Below are 20,639 nucleotides of genomic sequence, written 5' to 3' on the forward strand. Positions count from 1 at the left end.
TCAATCGATGTAGTCCAGATAGAAATGCGGGTAATCGCGCCACTTCTCCTTGAAGTAGTTCGCGTTTCGAAGGAATAGCTTGCGATAGGCCTCGCTGCCGCTGTCGGCGCCGGTCGTTTGATGGGGCTGATGGCGGATTCCGGACAAATCCCGGTAAGTGACCTTCATTCCGAGTGCCTTGACCTGGAAGCACAGGTCCGTATCTTCAAAGCAGGTCGGGTCGTAGAAGGTATCGAATCCTTGCGTCGCATCGAACGTGCGCCGACGCATGAAGAAGCCGCTGGTGCCGAGGAAGCCGATGTCGGCACGATAGCCGTCGCGGATTGCCGCCGCGTTCATCGCCCGATTCGGACAATAGTCGGCAATCATGCCGCCGAGATCGGTGCGCGTGGCGTCGAACCAGCCTGCATTCCATCCGATGACGCCGACACTCGCGTCGTTTTCCAGGACGTGCAGCGCTTCTTCGAAACCCGACGCGCCCACAAACCACTGATCGCTGTCGAAGAAGACGATGTACTTGCCCGTGCTGTGCTGAACGCCGAGATTGCGTCCCGACGAGCAGCCATTCTCCGGGTTGCGGACCAGCCTGACGTTGGGAAATTCGCGCTCGACGAGTTCTGCGCCACCATCGGAACTTGCATTGTCGACGACAATCACTTCCGCTATGTACGGCGCAGCGTGCTGGAGCAGGGTCTGCAGGCAGCGTGCGATGATGCCCGCGTTGTTGTGAATCAGGATAACGACGCTGACGTCATGCCGGGGCTGCGGCGGGCACAGCTGCTCGATGCGGCCGAGCCAACTGTTGCCCGCAACGAAGATGTCGTCGTTTTGTGTGACGGGTTCTGCCGCAGCGAGTGCGCCGCATTGCGCCGCGAACGACGCAAGGTCCGTGCGAACGTGCAACAGCGGGGTGGCTGTCACGCCAAGTTCCATCGAACACACGACCGGCTTGCGCTGAAGCAGCGCCGCATAAATACCTGCGGTGGAGTCGGCGCAGCGCAGGCTCCGCGCCGCAAGCGGGAAGAACATGAAATCCGCATGGGCGATGTAGGCCGGCACTTCGCTCGTGTGCCGCATGCCAAGCATGACGACGTTATCCGGCAGGCCCGGCGTCAATTGCCCATCGGCGATCACGCAGAACATGACGTTGACGTTGCGCTCCGCGGTTTCCTTGAACCACTGGTAATCCACCGAGTCGAGTCCGTCGACCGAGTAGAACAGTGCGACGCTGCGGCGCTTGGACGGCATGTCGCCCGGACGGTTGTACTGCTTGTAGACGTCGAAGACCGTATGAACCGCGGCACCGGGCAGCAGCTCGATTTTTCCCCGGGCACGCTGCGGGATGGTGTCTGCAAGTGCCGGCATGCCGACGGTGCATCGATCGGCATCGACGGCGATCGACTCGAGGATGCGCATGGCCTGGCCATCGTGGCTCCAGTCCTGTGCGACGTCGAGGATCGTTTCGAGCCCGCGATTGCGCGCGAACTCGAAAAAGGGTGTGACCCGGGAGTCGGGCACGCCGATGATCAATTTCGCGCTTTCCGATACCTGACCGAAAATGTCCTTGATCTTCGTCGGATCGATATATTCGTGAATCAATCCGGGAATGCGGGGCGTGAGCGGCGCGTGCGTCGATCCCGTATCCGGAGGCACGACCAGATAGACAACGCGATGGCCCGCGGCGAGCGCCGTCGTGGTCAGTTGTGCGTAGCGATGCCCGGAACCCGCCCAGTCGTACGCGTGAGTGGCGATGACGATGATTTCTTCGCGTTGCAGCTTGGCTGCTGCGCGGAACGAGAGGCGTTGATCTTCCGCAGTCGGACTGCTGCTTGCCACTTCGATGGCGGCCTGCTGGATCTGCTGCTGTGCTTGCTGATACCGGTAATGGCGTCGTGCAGCAGACACGAGCGCGCGTACGCCGCCATTGCGCAGAATATAGGCAGCACGGCTCATGTAGGTGAGAGGGGCGGACATGTACCGGCGAAAAAGCATAGAGGATCCCGAAGTGGAGTGAATTGCGGCTGCGGCCACATTGGGTTGCGTGAGTGCCTCGGATTCGGCGTGACCCTGCTCGAATTGCCGGATCGTTGCCTCCAGGCTTGAAATTTTATCAGCTTGATCCTCCGCGACTTTTCGAGCGGAGTCCTTGAGTGTCGTCGTTTGTGCGGCATGCATCTGTGACGCGTGCTTGACGAACGCTTCCGCCGCGAGCAGTTTATGGTTCGCCAGTTCCAGTCTGTTCTGAAGCTCGGCGACCTGTTCTTCCTGTCGCGCAAGCTGTGCGTCGCGGAAATGCAGCAAACCCACTGTTTTCCCGAGTTCCGTCTCAAGCTGGCCGACCCGTGCGTCTTTCTCGGCGAGTTGTGAATCGCGGTAGCGCAGCAGGTCGAGCGCCTTCTCGCTCATGCGAGCGGCGCCATTCTTTTGCCAGATGAGCTGCTCGAGCCATGTGCTCATCCAGTCTAGCTGCTGGCTGCTCCAGCGACGCGGGGCTCTGCCCGACGCGGAGCGAACGGCCGCAAAAGCGTCGTCCAGGACGGTTGAATGTACGCAGGCCGAAGCGTTTAGCGCGTCGAGCTTTTCCTGCGCGATGATCCAGGGCGCGCCATCCGGGTGTGTCAGCCTGCGCACTGCGGAGGTGAAGTCCGCTACGTCGTCGTTCAACTGAAGGCGCAGCGACGCCGGAAGGCCCGCCATATCGTGCGCATGCGCCATCTTGGCGTCATATTCCAGCGCCGCGACCGGGATCGATTTTCCGAGTGCGAGGATGCTTCCGTGCAGGCGCATCGAGAACGCGGCGTCGCACTCGCCGATAACCGCGAATGCCTCGTCGGGCGTGATCCGGTCAATGATGACGCTTTCGATATGGGGCGACACCGCGAGCTTGAGGTGTTCGAGAAAGGATCGATCGGTGAGACGCTCTTGGTCGCCGACGCTCCATTGAAAGCCGAGCCACACGATCGACCAGCTGTCGTCCAGCGCTTCATTCAACGCGGCGACGAGTTTTTCTTCCCAGTTCCGGTTGAACTCCCACGATCGGGCGATGACCGCCAGCTTCTTCTTTGTCCCCAACGGGGCGAGCTTGCCGGAAATGTCGACTCCGGCGGGCGGGCGGCTGACGAATGCCCAGCCCGGATCGGCGCCGACGGGAATGTTCCGACGTACGCCGATATCGTGCAGAAGCGCCTCGGAGTCCGTGTCGCGCAGCGAAACGTGATCTGCATGCGTGAACACGTCGCGCGTGATGTCGCGGCTGGCCGGGTTGACCAGCGGTCCGACACCGTGTGCCCAGATGACCGTGCGGACCCCGAACTGCCGAGCCATGTAAAAAATCCGCGCATAGCCCGCGATATCGTTTTGGGTCGGGTCGTAAAGTGCCTCGACGTTGAACGGATGATGATCCTGAAAGATGCCGCCACCGCCGAATACCAGCAGATCGGCGTCGGACAGCGCGCGGCCGACGGCACCGAGATTGAAATAGTCGACGGCGGCGATGCCGTGGGCATGCGTCGTATATTCGGGGTTGATGCTCAGTGCGACGAGCTCGCCGCCGCGCTCCCGAACCTGGCGAGCGAGCAGGCCCAGCAACAATTCGTCACCGACGTTGGGTGCGCCGTAATAGCCGACCGCGACGACCTTGATGCTGCGCACTTGCATGGTGTCGTTCTCCGTCATCATTCGAACTCGAATACCGGACACGGCGCGAGCCACCCCGATCCACTGTTGTTTTCCGGAAGCACGTCGATGTGGCCACCATAGGGCAGGCGCGCGTGCCGTTTGTATTCGCCGGAGGCGATATCGCCGACGCCGACCGCCAGCACATAGCGGTTGCCAGAGAAGCTCGCGCGCATCTTCCAGGTGAACTGGTATGTTCCCGCGGACAGGGGCGGGAGCGCAATATTCATATGCTGGGTGGTCGCGCTCCACAGCACGATATCGTCGATGCTTTTGATCTGAAGTCCGAAGCAAGGCTTCGGGTTCGGCTCGGACACGCTGATCGATACGACGACGCGGAACGCTTCATTGAACGAGAAGGTCGTGCGTTCCTTGCCGTTCGCATCCTCGATCTTCACGTCGAGAATCGACGTCCGGTCCGACAAGGCCGTCATGGCATCGCTCACCGCCGGGCTGGCGGGGGAATCGGTGTCGGTGTGCTGTGTCGGCACCTCGATGTCGATCGCGCTCCCGCCTTCTTCGTCGACGAGGTCGTTCGCATAGAGCTTGACCACGTCGCGGCACGGACCGTCCTTTACCAGCCGGCCCCGCTTCAGGTAGATGGCCCGGTCGCAGTACTCGACGAGGGTGTTGGTGGAGTGTGTTACCAGCAGGATCGTGACGCCTTCCTTCTGCATCTTCCGGATCCGCGTCAGGCATTTGGTCTGAAACGCGGTATCGCCGACCGCAAGCGCCTCGTCGACCACCAGGATATCGGGGGAGACGTGAATGGCTACCGCGAATGCGAGCCGGACGTACATGCCCGACGAGTAGGTCTTGACGGGCTGGTCGATGAATTCGCCGATGTCGGCGAACGCTTCGATTTCGTGAAAACGCGCGCGGATTTCTTCCGACGTGATGCCCATGATCCGGGCAGACAGCATCACATTCTCGCGGCCGCTGAATTCCGGATTGAACCCGGCGCCGAGTTCCAGCAGTGCGGAGATCCGGCCGTTGACCGTGACCGAGCCGTCGCTCGGCGACAGCGTGCCGGCAATGATTTGCAGCAATGTCGACTTTCCGGAACCGTTTCTGCCGATGATTCCAATGGTTTCGCCCCGCCGGACGGGGAAAGAGACGTCGTGCAGCGCCCAGAAATCGCGACCGTATTGCCGGGAATTGCTCCCAGGGAGCTTGATGCGAGTCGCGAGCGAGTGCCGCAGCCGGTCCGCCGGTTTGTCGTAGATACGGAAGCACTTGGAGAGGTGCTCGACGTTGACGAGCAGCTGTTCCGTTTGGCTTGTAGGTTCAGGCTCGCGAGTTTGCATGAGAGGGAGCGAGTTAGCTTTCACGTGTTCAGCGCAGGCGGAAAAAAGACGATCGCACAGTGGACCCAGGGGTCGGATGCCGACTTGCCTCGCGGCCACCGCGGTGGCACGGCAAGGTCAGCATTCGTTCGGTTACCGCGAATGCATCAGCCTATTGTAGAGGTCCCGTTTGGTGCGAACGCACGCATCGAGATCATACTTGTCCTTCAGGAGCTGACGGGCGTTCGTGGACAGCGTCGCCAGCATCTCGCGATTCTGGGCGAGCTCGATGATTGCGTCGGCAAATTCAGCCGGCGTATCGCAAATGACGATATCCCGACGGTTGACGGCGCCCAGTCCCTCGCAGCCCTTTGCCGTGCTGAGAACGGGAATGCCGTTGCTCATCGCTTCCAGGATCTTGACGCGCACGCCGCCGCCTGAAAGCAGCGGAACAAACAGTAGATGTGCATCCGCCAGAATCGGGTCGAGCGACGGCACGAAGCCGTGAACGAAGATGTGTCGTCCGTCGTGCAGCGCCTTGAGATCGTCCGGCGGGTTGCCTCCGGTGAAATGGAGCTTGATGTTGTGCGTATCGAGCTTGTCGCGTACCAGTGGGAGAATGTCGCGGACAAACCACGCAACGCCTTCCGCATTCGGATACCACCAGAAGCCACCCATCCAGAGCAGGTTGACCTCGTTGGTCGGCTTCGCTCGGTAGTCGGTGTCCTTGATCGGGAAGCACAGCGGCAGATAGTGCTTTTCCACGGGCGCCTTCACGCGATCCATGTCTTCGCGTGAAATGAACGTCATGGCGTTGAAGCGCCAGACGTTGTCGATTTCGACGCGTCGGGCGTTGCGGCGGCTGATCTCGGCGATGCGCGCGACCGCTGCTTTTTTCCAGCCCGTCAGCTGCGCGGGAATCCAGAACGGGAAGAGGTCGGATTCGATGTTGTGACTGACCAGGACGGCCGGCAAGGCCGGGAAGAACTTGCGGAAAAAGGCCAGATGACTGCTGTGCACCTCAAGCATGTCGATCTTCTTTTCCTTGACGATCCGGCGGGCACTGCGAATTGCCGCAGGGCTGAAGTAGCTCGCATCCATGAACGGAAGCCCATGGAAGCAGTGGACCAGTGAATGCCATGCTCGTCCGGGCGTACCCATGTCGGCAGGCATGGCCGCCCGCGGCTCCACGTGGACCGATTTGAAATGTCGTTCATATAGTGAACGATTTTCCTCGATCTTCTTCTTTTCCTCGTCTCCACCGATGGTGAACAGATGGAAATCGTACTCGTCGACCAGCGGCGCGAGCGTATTCATCACGTAGATCGGGCCACCCGCGCTGGCAGGAAGCGGCGGGGACAGCGTAAAAACGAGGATGCTCTTTTTCTGCATATTAGCCACGGGATTCGTCAAACACGTCGGTGTCGAAGAAAGGGGAAAAGTCGGTCAGATAGGCAATGTCGGGATTGCGTTGGCCGATGATTTTTGCAGGCACGCCACCGACCACGGTGAAATCCGGGACGTCCTTCGTGACGACCGCGCCGGCCGCGACGACCGCGCCTTTGCCGATCGTTACGCCTGGCAGGATAATGGCGCGCGCTCCCAGCCATGCGTGGTCGTGGATGGTCACGGTGCCGCCGATCGACATGAAACCAGGGTGGTTGTGATCGTGATGCAGGCTGAGAAGGCAGCACTGGAACGAGATGTTGACGTTGTTTCCGATCTCGATGCCCGTGCGACCGTCCAGGTAGATCTCACGATTGAGCACGCAGTTGTCGCCGATGCGCACGTTGCAGCGTGTGTGGTACCCGGTGAAGAACTGCCGCATGCTGACGTGCGTTCGTTGGCCGATGACGATACCCAGCACGCGTCGATAGTAGAAGTTGCGGACTCTTTCAATCGGCATGCGCGCAATGAAGTTGTTGCCGATGTAGTACTTGAGCGCGGCCAGAAAAAAATACGTCGACGACGCTAGCAGACGAGCCTTGATCCTGCTTTTCATGCGGCCTCGGAAGCTTGCATTGGTCATGATGTGAGGGAGCGGTTAATCAGGCAGTTGCTGTCGTCGTGCGCCGGAAAGGACGACGACTGCAACCGCCTTTGCGCGATGGCCGAGGGCTAGCTTCGACCGTAGTTGTCGTCGAAGCGGACGATGTCGTCTTCGCCGAGGTAGTCGCCGCTCTGGACTTCGATCATCACGAGATCGACGACGCCCGGATTGGTCAGACGGTGCTTGTGTCCGGCCGGGATATAGGTCGATTCATTGGTGCGCAGGTAAAACTCCTCATCGTTGTTGACGACGAGGGCCATGCCGCTCACCACGATCCAGTGTTCGCTGCGATGATGATGCAACTGCAGGCTGAGGCTTGCGCCCGGTTTGACCTCGATTCGCTTGATCTTGAAGCGGGTGCTTTCTTCGAGAACCGTATACATGCCCCACGGACGGCCTACCGTTCGATGTACCCGGAATGTCTCGTGGCCTTGCGACTTGAGGGCCGCGTAGACGTGCCGAACGTCTTGCGCGCGATTGCGATCGGCAATGAGGAGTGCGTCGGGGGTGTCGACGACCAGGAGGTCCTTGACGCCTACGGCGCCGACCAGCCGGTTGTCGCTACGGATGTAGCAATTGCTGACATCGTGGAGCAGCGCTTCGCCGTCCACACGATTGCCGTGGTCGTCCGGCTTCAACAGGTCGCCGAGCGCATTCCACGAACCGATATCGCTCCAGCCGATATCGCAGCGCACTACCGCAACCTTGTCGGAGCGCTCCATCAGCGCGTAGTCGATCGAAATATCGGGCGTGCGATTCAGCTGGTCACCATTCAGTTCGACCAATGAAACGCCACCGCCTTCCGACTGACGAGACTGCGCGATGCATGCACGCGTGGCTTCGAGCACGTCGGGGCAATGTTTTGCCATTTCCGCCAGCAGGAATGCGGCGGTAAAGCAGAACATGCCGGAGTTCCACAGGAACGATCCCGACTCAACGTATTGCCTGGCCACATCCACCGTCGGCTTTTCCACGAATCGCTTGACCCGCGTGCCGTCTGCCTCGATGTATCCGTATGCGGTTTCCGCAAACGTCGGCGTGATGCCGAAGGTGACCAGCGCACCCTTGAGCGCCAAGGCGGCAGCTTCCTGGACGGCGGTCGCGAAGGCGGCATCGTCTGTCACGAGGTGGTCCGCGGGAAGCACCAGCAGGATTGCATTTTCGCCGAGCGTTGCGGCAACACGCAGCGCGGCGGCGGCGATCGCGACGGCCGTATTGCGTCCGAACGGCTCGAGGATGAACGACGTCGACAGATGCCCGGTATTGACGGTGCTGAATTCGTCGCTTGTCTTGAAGTACAACTCGCGGTTCGTGACGGTCACGACTTCGGTGACGCCCGGAAGCTGGGCGCCGCGCTTGAATGCCTTTTGCAGCAGGCTCTCGCCATCTTCGAGGCGGATGAACGGCTTCGGATGGGATTCGCGCGAAACGGGCCACAGGCGAGAACCTGCGCCGCCACACAGGATGGTGGGAACTATTTGGGGCTGCGTCGACATGTGCAGAATATCTCCGGTGATTGCTCTATCGCGTCATGATCCGATCGGTCAGCGATCTATCCGCGTGCACGGCAACTGCCACTGATGCGAGGCGGCGTGCGAGCGCGCTGGCATGGATTACAGGACGTCTGCGAATCCCTTTCGGGTCCGCTGGAACCACCAGAATCCGAACCACGCGAGAAGCAGGGATGCGATCATGCATGTTAGCCAGTTCGTCCAGTCGGGGGTGTGCCCGAAGATCAGCGTGTTGCGTCCCTCTTCGATGATGAAAGTAAGGGGGTTGAGTTCGATCCAGGACCGATACTGTGGCGGCAGATTCGACACAGGGTAGAAAACCGGCGACAGGAACATCAGCACTGACGTTATGACACCGGTAATCTGCGAAATGTCTCGAATGTAGACGCCCAGAGCCGACAGAAACCATGCGAGCCCCAGTGAGCCGACGATCAGAGGCAGCATGACGACGGGGAACAGGATGGCGGTCCAGGGCAGCGAGTGGATAAGGATGCACTCGGCGATGATCAGGACCAGCAGGCTGATCGCGCTGTGGAACAGCGCTGACGCGAGCGCGACCACCGGCAGTATCTCGAGCGGGAAAATAACCTTCTTGACGTAGTTGACGTTTGCGAGAATCAATGTCGGCGCCCGGTTGATGCACTCTGCCAGCAGGCTGTGGAGGATCAGGCCGACGAACAGGACGATCGCGAAGCTTGCCTTGTCGTCGTTCGTGGCACCCCATCGCGACTTGAATATGACGGAGAAGAAGAAGGTGTAGACGACGAGCATCAGCACGGGATTGAAGAACGACCACGCAAGACCCATTGCTGACCCGCGATAGCGCCCGACGACCTCGCGTTGAGTCATTTGCAGAATCAGTCCGCGATTACGGTAAATGCTACGGGCGATCGCCATTGGCGATGCCGGGTGCTTCGAGTTCGGATTCATCAAGTTGCGTGTCGTTGCATTCGGATCGGTGATGGAGCCCCCAACCCCTCGCCCACGTGGCGCTGCCATTGTTGCGGGGTGTCGTGAGTCTGAAAAATGCGGCAATCCAACTGGCCGCGACGTTTCAATGTGCTCCCGACTTCAATCCCGAGCGATCGGGCAAATATCGTGCCATCGCCTGCAACGTATTCTAATGCAGGTTATCCGTCCAGCCTTGGACTGAAGCGCTCTCCGCCTTGATTGACGGTGCTAGCAGCGCTGGATGTCGACCGGATCAGTGCCGGTTGACGACTACTTGCCCATGGAAACCAAGTATCATCGCTGGAATACCGATGGCATGCAATAGATGTTAATGTTTTCACATCTTTTAACAACTAGGCGTTCGGCGGGGGATTGACATGCTCAGGCCTCCTGGTGTTTATGAGATGCGGCATTCGGCACCGCGAGAGAGGCGCCCCCTGGAAGGAGCGCGTATCTCGTGCCGGAGCCGGTCCGGCCGTGGCTCGCCTGGGTCGCCGATCAGGGCGCGAACGCGCCGGGCCGGCACGGGCTGAGGGCAACGGCATGGCACGGCGTCCCGGGACGGGCGCGTCCGGCAAGGGTGCGAGCAGTTAGAATTGCACCCGTATCGAGAGCACGCGGCAGGCATTCCCTGCACGCCTGACAAATGAGTAAGCCCGCTGTCTCCCAGACGGGCTAGCCAACCCATCGCGCTTGCTGCAGTCAAGCGCTTAGCCGAACTCCGGATGAATGTCATAAGCGCCCCACAACGTCAATCCGATGACGTCGATGGTCTCTCCATTTCCCTGGTCGTATACCGCCCCGATATCGCGCAACTGCGGCAGACGCTCGACAGCCTCGGCGCAGCGTGCGAGAACCTGCGGGTGGTTTCACCTGAATACCCCGTCGAGCTGTTCCTGGTCGACAACGGCGGACTCTGTGACATTTCGGGGGCGGTCGACCGGCTCAGCGCGCAAGGCGTGGCATGCCGAATATTGACGGGGCATGGCAACGTCGGTTACGGGCGTGGCCACAATCTGGCGATCGAGCATTCCACCGGGTCGTTGCACTTGATCCTGAATCCGGATATCGATCTGGATCCGCAAGCATTTGTGTTGGCCCGAGCGTTTTTCAATTCGCACGCCGACACGGGCTTGATCGCTCCTTGGGTCGGGGATGAAACAGGCGGGTTTCAGTATCTCTGTCGCCGGTTTCCGTCGATCGTCGATCTGCTGGTTCGCGGCTTCTTGCCGACCTGGGCCAGACGGCCATTCCGGAAGCGACTTGCCCGCTATGAAATGCGCGATACCATCGACGGCAAGTCCGTCGTCTGGGATCCCCCCATCGTCAGCGGTTGTTTCATGCTGTTTCGAACGAACGTGCTGAAGACGCTAGGGGGCTTTAACCCTCGATATTTCCTGTATTTCGAGGACTATGACCTGAGCTTGCGCACCCACGATGTCGCGCGTGTCGCCTATGTCCCGTCCATCCGCGTGATTCATCACGGCGGAGGCGCTTCGCGCAAGGGTTTCGCGCACATTCGGATGTTCGCAGTGTCCGCGCTGAAGTTCTATAGCCGGTTCGGCTGGAGGTGGTGGTGAGCCGCATTGTCATAACCGGTGCGAACGGTTTCGTTGGCCGCGCCGTGTGCCGACTTGCGCTGGCGGCGGGGCATACCGTCACGGCGCTGGTGCGCCGGCCGGGTGGGTGTGTCGAGGGCGTGCGAGAGTGGGTGCACGATGCACCTGACTTCGAGGGAGTCGCTAGTGCGTGGCCCGAAGATTTGCAGGCCGATTGCGTGATCCATCTGGCCGCGCGGGTACACGTGATGCACGACAAATCCCCCGATCCGGACGCCGCTTTCGATGCGACCAACGTAGCGGGCACGTTGCGGATTGCCGATGCAGCGCGCATGCATGATGTGCGCCGGTTCGTCTTCGCGAGCAGCATCAAGGTGGTGGGCGAGGGCGATGCGGGCGTGCCGCTCGCGGAGGATTCTGTCCCAGACCCGCAAGATGCATATGGGCGCTCGAAGCTGCGTGCCGAGCAGCAGCTCGCCCGGCTCGGTGAGGCCGGTCTGGAAGTCGTCGTCGTCCGTCCGCCGCTCGTCTACGGGCCGGGGGTACGCGCCAATTTCCTCCGGATGATGGATGCAGTATTCAGCGGTACGCCGTTGCCATTGGCCGCCATTCCTGCTCGTCGCAGCGTTGTCTATGTCGACAACCTTGCCGACGCCCTGTTGCACTGCGCAATCGATCCGCGTGCGGCAGGCGAGTGCTTCCACGTCGCTGATGACGATGCGCCCTCAGTTGCCGGATTGCTGCGGATGGTCGGTGATGCGCTCGGCAAGCCGGCAAGGCTGTTCCCGGTGCCGGTCGGTGCGTTGCGTGTGCTCGGTCAGCTGACCGGTCGAAGTGCTGTTGTCGATCGCCTGACGGGCAGCCTGCAGCTCGACACGGGGCGCATGAGGCGGGTACTGAATTGGCATCCCCCATATACGACGCGACAGGGCCTCGAGGCAACGGCCGCGTGGTATCGTTTGCGCCACATACAGAAATAGGCAACATGCACTTCACGAGTACCCTATGGTTTGCCGCAGTAGCGGTGGCAACGGGCGCGGCCGTCGTCACGACTACGATCCTGCGCGTGCTGCTCGCCACCGGCCTGGCGTGGCGACTTGCCACCGACGTCCCAAATGAACGCTCGCTGCATACGCGCCCGACGCCGCGTGTCGGTGGCTGGGGCATCGTGCCAGTCTGTGTTGTTACATTGCTGTGGCTCGCGCCGCAGATGTGGTTCATCGCCGTGGCGGCGGCGGGGCTGGCGGCCTTGTCGCAGCTCGACGACCGGCGCGGGCTACCCGCTCGCGTGCGGTTTGCGGCGCATTTGGCCGCGGTCGTGGCGCTGATCGTCATCTATCCGGCCGCCGCCCCATGGTGGCTTCTCGTGGGGATTGGTTTCGTGATGGTCTGGCTGACCAATCTCTACAATTTCATGGACGGAGCGGACGGCCTCGCCGGCGGCATGGCGCTGTTCGGCTTCGGAGCCTACACCGTTGCCGCACTGGTCGGCGCGCAACCGTCCCTGAATCTCGTCGTCGCGGGCGCGGCGATCGCGGGGGCCGCGTTCGGCTTTTTGCTGCTGAACTTTCATCCGGCGCGCCTGTTTCTTGGCGACGCAGGTTCGATCCCTCTCGGATTCATGGCCGGCGCGCTCGGCTATTGGGGCTGGCACGGCGGTATTTGGCCGATCTGGTTTCCGGCCGTGGTGTTTGCCCCGTTTATTGCCGATGCATCTGTAACGCTTCTGAGACGTTTGTTACGTGGAGAAAAGTTCTGGCAAGCGCACCGGGAGCATTATTATCAGAGGATGGTGCGTTCCGGCATGAGTCATGAGCGTACTGCCGTTTATTGGTACCTCATCATGCTCCTGGGCATCGTCATCGCATTCTGGGCGCTCGGTCGTCCTGCTCTACTGCAATGGTTGGTGTTCCTGGCGTGGTATGGCGTGCTGATGTGTATCGGTGTGGCGATCGACATGCGCTGGCGCCGGCTGCAGACGGTCATTGATAACAATTCGTGAGGTCTCGCCGATGTTGCGATCCAAAGCATCGTGGTTGTCATTCAGTGCTTTCCTGTTCGATCTGCTGGCGGTTGTCGTCGCGTGGTTGTTCGCCTATCTCGTTCGCTTCAACGGTAGCGTTCCGCCTGATTTCCTGAGGGGCTCACTGACTGCGCTTGTCTGGGTGCTTCCCGTCTATGCGCTGATGTTCCACCTGTTCGGTTTGTATCGCGGACTGTGGGTGTTCGCGAGCCTGCCGGACCTGGTGCGGATTTCGAAGGCGCTTGCGGGCGGCGGCGTGATTGTGATGATCGGCGCCGTGATGCTCCAGCCGTCGCCGATCATCCCGCGTTCCGTGCTGCTGGTCTCCCCGCTGATGCTGTTCCTGATGATGGGCGGTGCTCGTGCGTTGTATCGCGCGTTGAAGGAGTTTTACCTGTACGGCGGCCTAGTCGGGCAGGGCAAGCCTGTGCTCGTAATCGGCGCGGGCACGGCAGGCGCGAACCTGGCGCGCGAATTGTCGCGCTCGGGCGAATGGCGTCTCGTCGGCCTGCTGGATGACGACAAGACGAAGCAGGGCCGCGAGATCTACGGCTACAAGGTGCTCGGCTCGCTCGACGACGTCGTGCACTGGACCGAGGCACTGAAGATCGAATACGCGATCGTGGCGATTCCGTCCGCGTCGGTCGAGGTGCAGCGCCGGACGGCAACGCTCTGCGTGCGCGCCGGCTTGAAAGTGATGGTGCTGCCGTCGCTCACCGCATTGATGCCGGGGCAAGGCTTCTTGTCCCAGATCCGCGAGATCGATCTCGAGGACTTACTCGGTCGCGACGCTGTGACGATCGATACGCCGCACGTCGAGGCGCTGCTTCGCGGTCGTGTCGTGATGGTGACGGGTGCTGGCGGCTCGATCGGCTCCGAACTGTGCCGGCAGATCCTGCGTTTCGCACCAGCGCAACTCGTCGCATTCGACCTGTCCGAGTACGCGATGTATCGCCTCACCGAGGAACTGCGCGAGCGCTTCCCCGGCCAGCCGGTCGTGCCGATCATTGGTGACGCGAAGGATTCTCTGCTGCTCGATCAGGTGATGTCCCGCCACGTACCGCACATCGTGTTCCATGCAGCCGCCTACAAACACGTGCCGCTGATGGAGGAGCACAACGCGTGGCAGGCGCTGCGCAACAACGTGCTCGGCACGTATCGCGTCGCCCGCGCGGCGATCCGCCACGACGTGCGCCATTTCGTGCTGATCTCGACCGACAAGGCCGTCAATCCGACCAACGTGATGGGCGCGAGCAAGCGCCTCGCCGAGATGGCCTGCCAGGCGTTGCAGCAGACGAGTGGGCGCACGCAGTTCGAGACGGTGCGGTTCGGCAACGTGCTCGGCAGCGCGGGTAGCGTGATTCCGAAGTTCCAGCAGCAGATCGCGAAGGGCGGCCCGGTCACGGTCACGCACCCGGAGATCACACGATTCTTCATGACGATCCCGGAAGCGTCGCAGCTCGTGCTGCAGGCGTCGAGCATGGGACAGGGCGGCGAGATCTTCATTCTCGACATGGGCGAGCCGGTGAAGATCGTCGATCTCGCATGCGACCTGATCCGCCTGTACGGCTTCTCGGAAGAGCAGATCCGCATCGAGTTCACCGGGCTGCGGCCGGGCGAAAAGCTCTACGAGGAGTTGCTCGCGGACGACGAGGCGACGACGCGCACCCCGCATCCGAAGCTGCGGATCGCGCGGGCGCGGGAAGTGCCGGACAATTTCCTCGACGAGTTGCTGCCGTGGCTGATGCAGCATCGTGTGCTGTCCGACGACGAAGTGCGGCGCGACTTGCGGCGCTGGGTGCCCGAGTATCAGACGGCCGCCGTTCCGGCGCTGAAGAGCGTTCGGGTCGCGTCGAACCGCTGACGCCGAGGTTGTTGCGTCGCCACGCGGCGGCCAGCCGGTCCAAAAGAAAAGCGCCCCGAGGGGCGCTTTTTTCATGTGCGGCTGCGGACGGTTCAGCGACTGTGCCGATGCTTCCTCACCACCATCCACCTCGGCGCCCTGAACCGCACGATGCTGAGATACAGCCAGACGTAGGTGAACGCGAACAGCACGACGAACACGAACAGATGCACCGTGTGCCGCCAGAACAGCGTCGCGGGTATCACCGCGACGAGGCACAGCAGCCACAGGTACGGCGACGTCAGCGAATTGCGGCGCGTCAGGTCGTGCGCGTGCTTCGTGCCGACGGCCCAGCGCATCAGCCGCTTGTACACGAGCATGTGCAGGTGCACGCCGTCCGGAATGCCGGGTGACATTCCGCGGATGAATTTCTTCCGGTAGATCGAGAAGCACGTCTCGAAGATCGGGTACATGAACAGCAGCACCGGGTACCACGCGGATACCTCGCGGTTGCGCATCACGAGCATGATCGCGAGTTCGGCCAGCATGAAGCCGATGAAGTACGCGCCGCCGTCGCCGAGGAAGATCAGCCCGGCCGGGAAGTTCCACAGGAAGAAGCCGAGCACGGCGCCCATCATGATGATCGACGCGGACATCACGACCGGGTCATTGACGTGGAACGCGACATACGCAAGCGACGCGAACATCATGAAGCTGACCATCGATGCGAGCCCGTTGAACCCGTCGATGATGTTGATCGCATTCGCCAAGGCCGCCACCGCGAGCACCGTGATGAACGCCGAGATGGCCACGTAGCCGAGCAGGAAATCGAGCGGCGGCACGCTGATGCGCTTGACCGCGATCCCCATCAGCCAGAACGCCAGCGCGGCCGCGCCCATCGTGCAGAGCAGCCGCGCGCGCGGCGACACGCGCTTGGTCAGGTCCTCGACGAGGCCGGACAGGAACGCCGGCAGCCCGCAGGCGGCGATGCCGAGTATGCTGCCGGCGATCGTCGGATAGCGCCGGGACAGGATCAGCGCGGCAATGACCACGCCCGCGAGGATCCCGATGCCCCCGACCCGCGGCACGGGCCGCACGTGGAATTTCTGCACGCCGGCCAGATCGCTGTCGATCGAGAATTTCTCGTGAAGGTGCGAGTAGCGCACGATGAACAGCGTGACGAGCAGGGAGACGATAAAGCCGGACGCGAAGCTGAGCATGGGATCGCTCGAAAAATGGACAGCGGATTATACAAAACCGCGCGGGTTCCCCTCCTGCCATCGCCAGTGATCGGCACACATTTCCTCGATGCCGAGCGCGGCGCGCCAGCCGATGATGTCGGCCGCGGCCTGCGGGTTCGCGTAGCACTCGGCGATGTCGCCCGGGCGGCGTGCGACGAGCTCGTACGGCACCGGGCGGCCCGATGCCTTCTCGAACGCGCGTACGACTTCCAGCACGCTGTAGCCCTGGCCGGTGCCGAGGTTCACGACGAAACTCGCGTCGCGCTTCGCCAGCGCGTCGAGCGCAGCGATGTGGCCCTTCGCGAGATCGACGACGTGGATGTAGTCGCGCACGCCCGTGCCGTCCGGCGTCGGGTAGTCGGAGCCGAACACGCGCAGCTTTTCCAGCTTGCCGACGGCGACCTGCGCGACATACGGCATCAGGTTGTTCGGGATGCCGGCCGGGTCCTCGCCGATCAGCCCGCTCGCGTGCGCGCCGACGGGGTTGAAGTAGCGCAGCGTGGCGATTCGCCACGACGGGTCGGAAACCTCGAGATCGCGCAGGATCTGCTCGGCGATCAGCTTCGACTGGCCGTACGGGTTCGTTGCGGACAGCGGGAACGACTCGTCGATCGGTGAGCGCTCGGGCACGCCGTACACGGTCGCGGACGAGCTGAACACGAACTGCTTGACGTTGCGCTCGCGCATCACCTTGAGCACGGCAAGCAGGCCGCCGAGGTTGTTCTGGTAGTACTCGAGCGGCTTCGCGACCGATTCGCCGACGGCCTTGAGCGCCGCGAAATGGATCGTGCCGGTGATCGGGTGCGCGTCGAACACCTTCGCGAGCGCGGCTTCGTCGCACACGTCGACTTGGTGGAACGCGGGCGTCTTGCCCGTGATCCGCTCGATGCGGCGCACGGATTCGGCCTTGCTGTTGACGAGATTGTCGACGATCACGACGTCGTAGCCGTTGTCGAGCAGCTCGACGGCGGTGTGCGAGCCGATGTAGCCCGCACCGCCGGTCACGAGGATGGTGCCTTTGGCGGTCATTGTTGATGCGCTCCTTCAGAATGTGAATCCGGTCAACGAGTGGATGGTCTGCCTGTAGCGCTCGACGACCTGCTGTTCGTCGAATTCCGCCGCGACCTTGTGCCGGCCGCGTGCGCCCATCGCCGCCCGGCCTTGCGGGCCGAGCGCGATCATGCGATCCAGTTGTTCCGCGAGACTCCCGCTGTCGCGCACGCGGCACAGGAACCCCGTGTCGCCGTCGGTGACGACGTCGCGGCAGCCCGGCACGTCGGTCGCGACGATCGGGCGGCCCATCGCCGACGCTTCCATCAGCGTGCGCGGCACGCCTTCGCGGTAGGACGGCAGCACGACGCAGTCGGCCGCCGCGATATGCGGGCGCACGTCGTGCGCCTCGCCGAGATATTCGATCACGCCTTCGCCGATCCACGCATCGACGTCCGCTTGGCCGATCGCGCTCGGATTATCGACGCCGAGCGGCCCGAGCAGCTGGAAACGCGCGTTCGGGAAGCGTGTGCGCACGATGCGCGCGGCCTCCACGTATTCGCGCACGCCTTTGTCCCACAGCAGCCGGCCGATCAGGATGAAGACGGGCGCGTCGCCAGCGGGCAGCGGCACGGGCGCGAACTGTTCGAGATCGACGCCTTCGCCGTGCAGCAGCCGCGCGCGTTCGGGGTGTGCGAGCAGCCGCTCGTCGGTGAAGGTCGCGAGATCGTCGCGGTTCAGGAACCACACTTCACGCGGGAAGCGGAATGCGAACCGGTACAGGCGCTTCGCGACGCTTGCCGCGCGGCTCTTCTGGATGAAGACGTAGCCGAGCCCTGTCGTCACCGCGATCGACGGCACGCGCGCGAGCCACGCGGCGACCGAGCCGTAGATGTTCGGCTTGATCGTGTAATGGAACACGAGATCGGGCTTCAGCGCGCGGTAGTGACGCAGCAGCGCGACGAGCGTGCCGAGATCCTCGCGCGGGCTCGTGCCTTTCGACGCGACCGCGAGCGCCACGTAGCGGCAGCCCATCTGCTCGAGCAAGGGCACCGTGCGATCGTGCGGCGCAATGACGATGACCTCGGCGCCGCGCGCGACGAGCGCACGGATCAGCCCGTGGCGATACGTGTAGATCGCCCAGGCCGTGTTGCAGACGAGCGCAATGCGCAGCGGGGAGGTGGCGGCCATGAAAAAAAGAATAAATAAAGCGTCGTAAATGCCGGATACGCCGAATGGGCGTCACGCGGACGGCCGCGCGGCGAACAGCGTCTGCTTGATCCGCTGCAGCGTGCGGTACGGCGTCACGAAATGCAGCAGGTTCTTGGCGAGGCCGGCCCAGTCGTACGGGTTCAGCACGTTGAAGTGGCTCAGCAGCAGCGTGAGCGTCGACACCAGCTGGCGCCGGCGCTTGGTCGCACTGATCCCGCCCTCGTTCAACTCGTAATAGAGGCCGAGTTCCGGCAGGTTCGCGCAATCGTAGCGTTGCATTAACCGTAAAAAAAGATCGAGATCCTCGGCCGCGCGGTACTTTGCACGATAGTTGCCCACTTCGCGCACGGCGTCGATGCGCAACATCACAGAAGGATGCACGAGCGGCGAGCGCAGGAAGCGCGTGCGGCGCAACGTCTGCGGATCGGCGGGCGGCGTCAGCATGAAGCGCGGCTCGCCGGCGCGCGACACGACCTGCGTCCACATGCCGACACAGGCCACGCGCGGGTGGGCGGCGAGATACGCGCGCTCCTTCGCGAGGCGCTGCGGCGCGGCGAGATCGCCCGCGTCGATGCGCGCCGCATAGCGGAAACCGCGCGCGGCGAGCGCGTCGATGCCGGCCGCGAGCGCACGCTCGATGCCGCCGTTCACCGGCATGCGCAGCACGTCGATCGTGAGGCCGGGCAGGTCGGGCGCGACGATCGGCGGCGTGCTGCCGTCATCGACGATCAGCACGTGCACGGGCGTGTCCTCGCGAAACGATGCGAGGGTCCGAACGACGTCGTCGTGCCCGTTGTAGGCCGGCATCAGCACGGCCACGTCGTCGAGCGGGGTCGGGCAATCAGGGGACGTCATGGTCGCAGCTTGAAACGGATGTAATAAAAATTGACGGCGGCGGCGGCCAGATAGCCGGCCGCCAGCCCGACGAGCGCGCCGTACAGGCCGAGCCGCGGGATCGCGAACAGGTTGACGAGCGCGGCGATCGCGAGCGCGAGCAGCCATTTCGACAGCAACACGAATTTTGCTTGATATTTGAGAACGATAAGATTGCCTATCGCCTCGATGCCGGCGGGCACCGACAGCCAGACCGCCCAGCGGAAGATGTCGACCGACGCCTCGTAGCCGTGGCCGAACACCTTGCCGACGATCAGCGGGGCGGCGGCGTCGAGCACGAGCGCGCCGGCCGTCATCAGGCAGGCCGTCATCGCGATCAGCCGGACGATGTTGCGGCGCAGCCGCGCGACGTCCTGCACGCGGTAGACGAAGGCGGGCGCGATCGTCTGCGCGAGCATCAGCGCGAGCGTGATCCAGTTCTCGTTCAACTGCTGCGCGGCCGAGTAGCGGCCGAGATCGGCGAACGATACGTGACGCTCGAGCATCAGGCGGTCGAGCTTCAGGAACAGGTACATGCAGATGAGGCCGAGCCAGAACACGGTGCCGGCCGTCGCAAAGTGCCTGAACAGCGGTTTGTCGAACGTCCAGCCGAGCGCGCCGCCGTTACGATGCCGGTAGTACAGCAGCAGCGCGAAGCCGATTGCGGCGGCCTCGAGCGCCCATAGCCACGCGAAGCGGGCGGGGCCCGCGGCCGCGCGGACCAGCAGCCAGACGAGCAGCGCCTTCGCCAGCGCGGTGACCATGCTGGTCACGAGCTGCGGCTTGCTGTAGGTCATGCTCTGCAGCCACGCGTTGATGACGCCGACGAAAGGCTCGCGGAACACCATCGTGACCGCGAGGCCCGCGAGCATCGCGCCGACCAGCGGATCGAAGGCGCCCGCGGCGATCGCGATCCAGGTCGCGACGAGCGCGGCGGCGGAGACGGCGATGCGCAGTGCGAATGCGCTGCCGAGCACCGCGCCGAGCTGGGCGGGCGGGTGCTGGACGATGGTCGGGACGAGGATTTCCGCGCCGCACACCCAGGTGAGCGGCGCCAGTACCAGGAGGAGCGTATTCGCATACTGCCATTTGCCGAACACATCTGGCCCGAAATAACGGGCCAGCAGGCCGCTGATCGCGATCGCGACGCCGATCTGCGTGAGCCGTTCGAGCCCCAGCCAGACGAGATTCGCGACGGCCTTCGCGACATCCGGGTTGCCGAAGCGCTTCAGCATGCGCGGCAGCGGCGTGTGCGCAAGGCAGCCGGCAGGGCGCCCGGGGGCTGCAGGTTGGCGGCGGCGGGACGGCTAGGCATTAAAATGGGCGGCATGCGCGTCATCGAAACCCGCGATTATAAGTGGGATCGGGGTCGCTCCCGCCGTTGCGTACCTGCGGTTTCGCTCCGTGCCGGCCAGGCATGTATCA

The 20,639-nt window shown here is 62.8% G+C and carries 15 protein-coding genes; 4 read left to right on the forward strand and 11 right to left on the reverse strand.

Annotation, left to right across the window (positions count from 1 at the left end):
* From LGN17_RS05895 to LGN17_RS05920, 6 genes are all read right to left on the reverse strand, one after another.
* The gene (locus tag LGN17_RS05895; RefSeq protein ID WP_226195519.1) at positions 1-3,675 is read right to left on the reverse strand and encodes a polysaccharide pyruvyl transferase family protein; all 3,675 of its coding nucleotides are present in this window, start codon (positions 3,673-3,675) and stop codon (positions 1-3) included.
* Positions 3,675-4,982 carry an ABC transporter ATP-binding protein gene (locus LGN17_RS05900; protein WP_226195520.1) on the reverse strand — a complete coding sequence of 436 codons (1,308 nt, stop codon included), beginning with the start codon at positions 4,980-4,982 and terminating at the stop codon, positions 3,675-3,677. Before LGN17_RS05900 ends, LGN17_RS05895 begins: the two co-directional genes overlap by 1 nt.
* Positions 4,983-5,114: 132 nt before the next feature.
* The gene (locus LGN17_RS05905; RefSeq protein ID WP_226195521.1) at positions 5,115-6,353 is read right to left on the reverse strand and encodes a glycosyltransferase family 4 protein; all 1,239 of its coding nucleotides are present in this window, start codon (positions 6,351-6,353) and stop codon (positions 5,115-5,117) included.
* A gap of 1 nt (position 6,354) precedes the next feature.
* The gene (locus tag LGN17_RS05910) at positions 6,355-6,963 is read right to left on the reverse strand and encodes an acyltransferase (protein WP_175829369.1); all 609 of its coding nucleotides are present in this window, start codon (positions 6,961-6,963) and stop codon (positions 6,355-6,357) included.
* A 116-nt stretch (positions 6,964-7,079) separates the two neighbouring features.
* Positions 7,080-8,507 carry a mannose-1-phosphate guanylyltransferase/mannose-6-phosphate isomerase gene (locus LGN17_RS05915; protein ID WP_059485299.1) on the reverse strand — a complete coding sequence of 476 codons (1,428 nt, stop codon included), beginning with the start codon at positions 8,505-8,507 and terminating at the stop codon, positions 7,080-7,082.
* A gap of 117 nt (positions 8,508-8,624) precedes the next feature.
* A complete protein-coding gene (locus LGN17_RS05920; protein WP_226195722.1) occupies positions 8,625-9,452 on the reverse strand; it encodes an ABC transporter permease in 828 nt (275 codons plus the stop codon).
* A 746-nt stretch (positions 9,453-10,198) separates the two neighbouring features.
* Between LGN17_RS05920 and LGN17_RS05925 the strand changes: the two genes are divergently transcribed.
* The 4 genes from LGN17_RS05925 to LGN17_RS05940 are packed head-to-tail and all read left to right on the forward strand — an operon-like array spanning position 10,199 to position 14,919.
* Complete coding sequence (locus LGN17_RS05925) at positions 10,199-11,053, forward strand: glycosyltransferase (RefSeq protein ID WP_226195522.1); 855 nt, start codon at positions 10,199-10,201, stop codon at positions 11,051-11,053.
* Positions 11,050-12,012: a UDP-glucose 4-epimerase family protein gene (locus LGN17_RS05930; RefSeq protein ID WP_226195523.1), complete on the forward strand. Its 963-nt coding sequence runs from the start codon at positions 11,050-11,052 to the stop codon at positions 12,010-12,012. The genes LGN17_RS05925 and LGN17_RS05930 overlap by 4 nt, the downstream gene beginning before the upstream one ends.
* 5 nt (positions 12,013-12,017) lie before the next feature.
* Positions 12,018-13,034 carry an MraY family glycosyltransferase gene (locus LGN17_RS05935; RefSeq protein ID WP_226195524.1) on the forward strand — a complete coding sequence of 339 codons (1,017 nt, stop codon included), beginning with the start codon at positions 12,018-12,020 and terminating at the stop codon, positions 13,032-13,034.
* 10 nt (positions 13,035-13,044) lie between these two features.
* On the forward strand, positions 13,045-14,919 hold the full coding sequence (locus LGN17_RS05940; RefSeq protein WP_226195525.1) for a polysaccharide biosynthesis protein: 1,875 nt from the start codon (positions 13,045-13,047) through the stop codon (positions 14,917-14,919).
* A 92-nt stretch (positions 14,920-15,011) separates the two neighbouring features.
* Here the strand turns inward: LGN17_RS05940 and LGN17_RS05945 are convergent, their stop codons facing one another.
* Genes LGN17_RS05945 through LGN17_RS05965 form a run of 5 tightly spaced genes read right to left on the reverse strand, consistent with a single transcriptional unit; the run spans position 15,012 to position 20,449 of the window.
* Positions 15,012-16,118 carry an MraY family glycosyltransferase gene (locus LGN17_RS05945; RefSeq protein ID WP_226195526.1) on the reverse strand — a complete coding sequence of 369 codons (1,107 nt, stop codon included), beginning with the start codon at positions 16,116-16,118 and terminating at the stop codon, positions 15,012-15,014.
* A 27-nt stretch (positions 16,119-16,145) separates the two neighbouring features.
* The gene (galE, locus tag LGN17_RS05950; protein ID WP_226195527.1) at positions 16,146-17,168 is read right to left on the reverse strand and encodes a UDP-glucose 4-epimerase GalE; all 1,023 of its coding nucleotides are present in this window, start codon (positions 17,166-17,168) and stop codon (positions 16,146-16,148) included.
* 15 nt (positions 17,169-17,183) lie between these two features.
* Entirely contained in the window at positions 17,184-18,320 is a 1,137-nt protein-coding gene (locus LGN17_RS05955; protein WP_226195528.1) for a glycosyltransferase family 4 protein, read from the reverse strand.
* Between the two features lie 51 nt (positions 18,321-18,371).
* Positions 18,372-19,196, reverse strand: a complete 825-nt coding sequence (locus tag LGN17_RS05960; protein WP_226195529.1) for a glycosyltransferase — start codon at positions 19,194-19,196, stop codon at positions 18,372-18,374.
* Positions 19,193-20,449, reverse strand: coding sequence for a lipopolysaccharide biosynthesis protein (locus tag LGN17_RS05965; RefSeq protein ID WP_226195530.1), 1,257 nt, complete (start codon positions 20,447-20,449; stop codon positions 19,193-19,195). The genes LGN17_RS05960 and LGN17_RS05965 overlap by 4 nt, the downstream gene beginning before the upstream one ends.
* Positions 20,450-20,639 lie beyond the last annotated feature (190 nt).

Source organism: Burkholderia sp. AU30280 (genome assembly GCF_020420125.1).
In the GTDB taxonomy this organism is placed as follows: Bacteria; Pseudomonadota; Gammaproteobacteria; order Burkholderiales; family Burkholderiaceae; genus Burkholderia.